Source organism: Streptomyces sp. NPDC005784, from assembly GCF_042871525.1.
In the GTDB taxonomy this organism is placed as follows: Bacteria; Actinomycetota; Actinomycetes; order Streptomycetales; family Streptomycetaceae; genus Streptomyces.
Genome location: NZ_JBIAIQ010000112.1, coordinates 1 through 2,053, shown reverse-complemented (window position 1 = coordinate 2,053; position 2,053 = coordinate 1). Strand labels below are relative to the sequence as shown.

Annotated in this window: 1 protein-coding gene; it reads left to right on the top strand. The window is 65.1% G+C overall.

Annotation, left to right across the window (positions count from 1 at the left end; all coding sequences use genetic code 11):
• Positions 1 to 587 precede the first annotated feature (587 nt).
• A complete protein-coding gene (ltrA, locus tag ACFYR3_RS45710) occupies positions 588 to 1,952 on the top strand; it encodes a group II intron reverse transcriptase/maturase (protein WP_389288352.1) in 1,365 nt (454 codons plus the stop codon).
• The last annotated feature ends 101 nt before the right edge of the window (positions 1,953 to 2,053 follow it).

Sequence of the window (2,053 nt, the reverse complement as noted above, 5' to 3'; positions counted from 1 at the left end):
GCGTACGTCCAGCAGCTCGGGCATCGTCCCAGCTCAGAGGAGGTGGAGAAGGTGTAACCGGGCGTCAAGTTCAGGACAGCCAGCCGGTGTGAGTCCGGTCCGGGGAGACGCCAGGGTCCCCGGTAGCTGACTCCCGGCGTCGCTCGAAAGGGTGGCGTCGAAGTGGAGTGACAAGCGCCCCTCGGGGGCGTGCAACCGACCAGTCCGCAACATGAAGTGAAGCCTGCAGCGTCGTCATTTAACCCCCGCTCCGCTGGAGCGGGCCAAGGAGGAGCCGAGCCTGTGCTTGTTTGGCGAAGGCCATGGAAGGCGATCTCGGACCTGGAGCGGTCGTCGAAGAACCTCCCGGCGTAAGGGGCGTGGAATGGTCGGAAGGTTGTCCTGGGAACTGGAGAGAGCCTCCTCGACCCCGGGTTTGCGGCCCGGGAAGCGCGGCCTTCCTATAACCGGCAGAACCGGGAAATGGCGGGTTGTCGAGAGGCAGTCGGAGGGGGTCGTAGTAGTGACGATCGGCGGGACAACACAACCCGCTGGGAGCGAAGGGCCCCTGCTTCATCGATGCGATTCGCAAACAGGGAGGGGCCCGGATGAGTGCCGTTTCGGCTAGTTCCATCCGCCGGGAGGAAGGCGCCGCAGGACCGGGCCGTCGTCCTCTGGACAAGGTCCGAGCCCTGCAACGGACGCTTTACCGCTGTGCCGAGCAAGAACCCGAACGCCGGTTTCACACCCTGTATTGCCATGTCCACCGCATGGACGTTCTTCGGCGGGCGTGGGCCGGTGTGTGCGCAAACCGGGGTGCCCCCGGCGTGGACGGCATGACCGTCGACGCGGTGGAAACCTCGGGAGTGGATGCATTCCTCCAGGACCTTTCGCAGAGACTGCGGACGCATACGTATCGTCCTGCAGTTTTGCGGCGGGTTCAGATTCCCAAACCGGGACGGCCGGGAGAGTTCCGGCCGCTTTCGATCCCCACAGTGGCGGACCGGGTGGTGATGACGGCTGCGAAACTGGTCCTTGAACCAGTATTCGAGGCCCAGTTCACCGAGGCGAGCTACGGATTCCGGCCGAAGCGGTCCGCGATCGACGCGTGCGAAGCAGTGCGTGTCGCCGCGAACCAGCGGCGGGAGTGGGTGTTCGAGGCCGACATCCGGGACTGCTTCGGAACGATCGACCATGAGGCGTTGATGGCCCAGGTGGCCCGGCGTGTGGTGGACCGGCCGATGCTGAAGCTGATCCGGGCCTGGCTGCGGATGGGAGTCTTGGAGGGCGGGGTGACGTCCCCCACCGGGGCGGGAACCCCACAGGGCTCACCGATTTCCCCGTTGCTGGCCAATGTCGCGCTGCACGTTCTCGATGAGGCGTGGCAGAACGAGGGCCGACGGCTGGGGACACTGGTGAGATACTGCGACGATTTCGTAGTCCTGTCGCCGACGGAGCAACGGGCCGAACAGGCCCGTGAGTTAGCGGCACGAGTGCTGGAAGAGCTCGGGATGCGATTGCACCCCGAGAAGACCGGCATCGTCTGCCTCACCCGAGGCGGGCAGGGCTTCGACTTCCTCGGCTTCCACCACCGGAAGATGGAATCGTGGAAATGGCGGGGCAGGTACTACTTGCACCGCTGGCCCTCGGCCAGAGCGATGCGGGCACTGCGGGACAAAGTCCGCGCGGCGACCACTCGTTCGAGAACTGAGCGGCCGGTATCCGCCGTGGTAGCCGATCTCAACCCCGTGCTGCGGGGCTGGGCTGCGTACTTCCGCAACGGGAACTCCGGACGGAAGTTCAACGTGGTCGACGGCTATGTCCACGAGCGGCTGGCCATCTTCGCCAGCGCGAAACACAGACTAGCGGGCAGGAACTGGACCACCCGGTTTACTTATGGGTGGATCACCCGGCTCGGTGTCTACCGTCTTACCGGAAACGTGCACAGGGCGATGGCGCATGCCAGCCGGTGAACGATGTCGGAAAGCCGTGTGCGGGAGAACTGCATGCACGGTTTGAAGCGGCGGGGACTGGAAACGGAGCATCAGCCACCGCGCCAGTCCCCGACCCTACT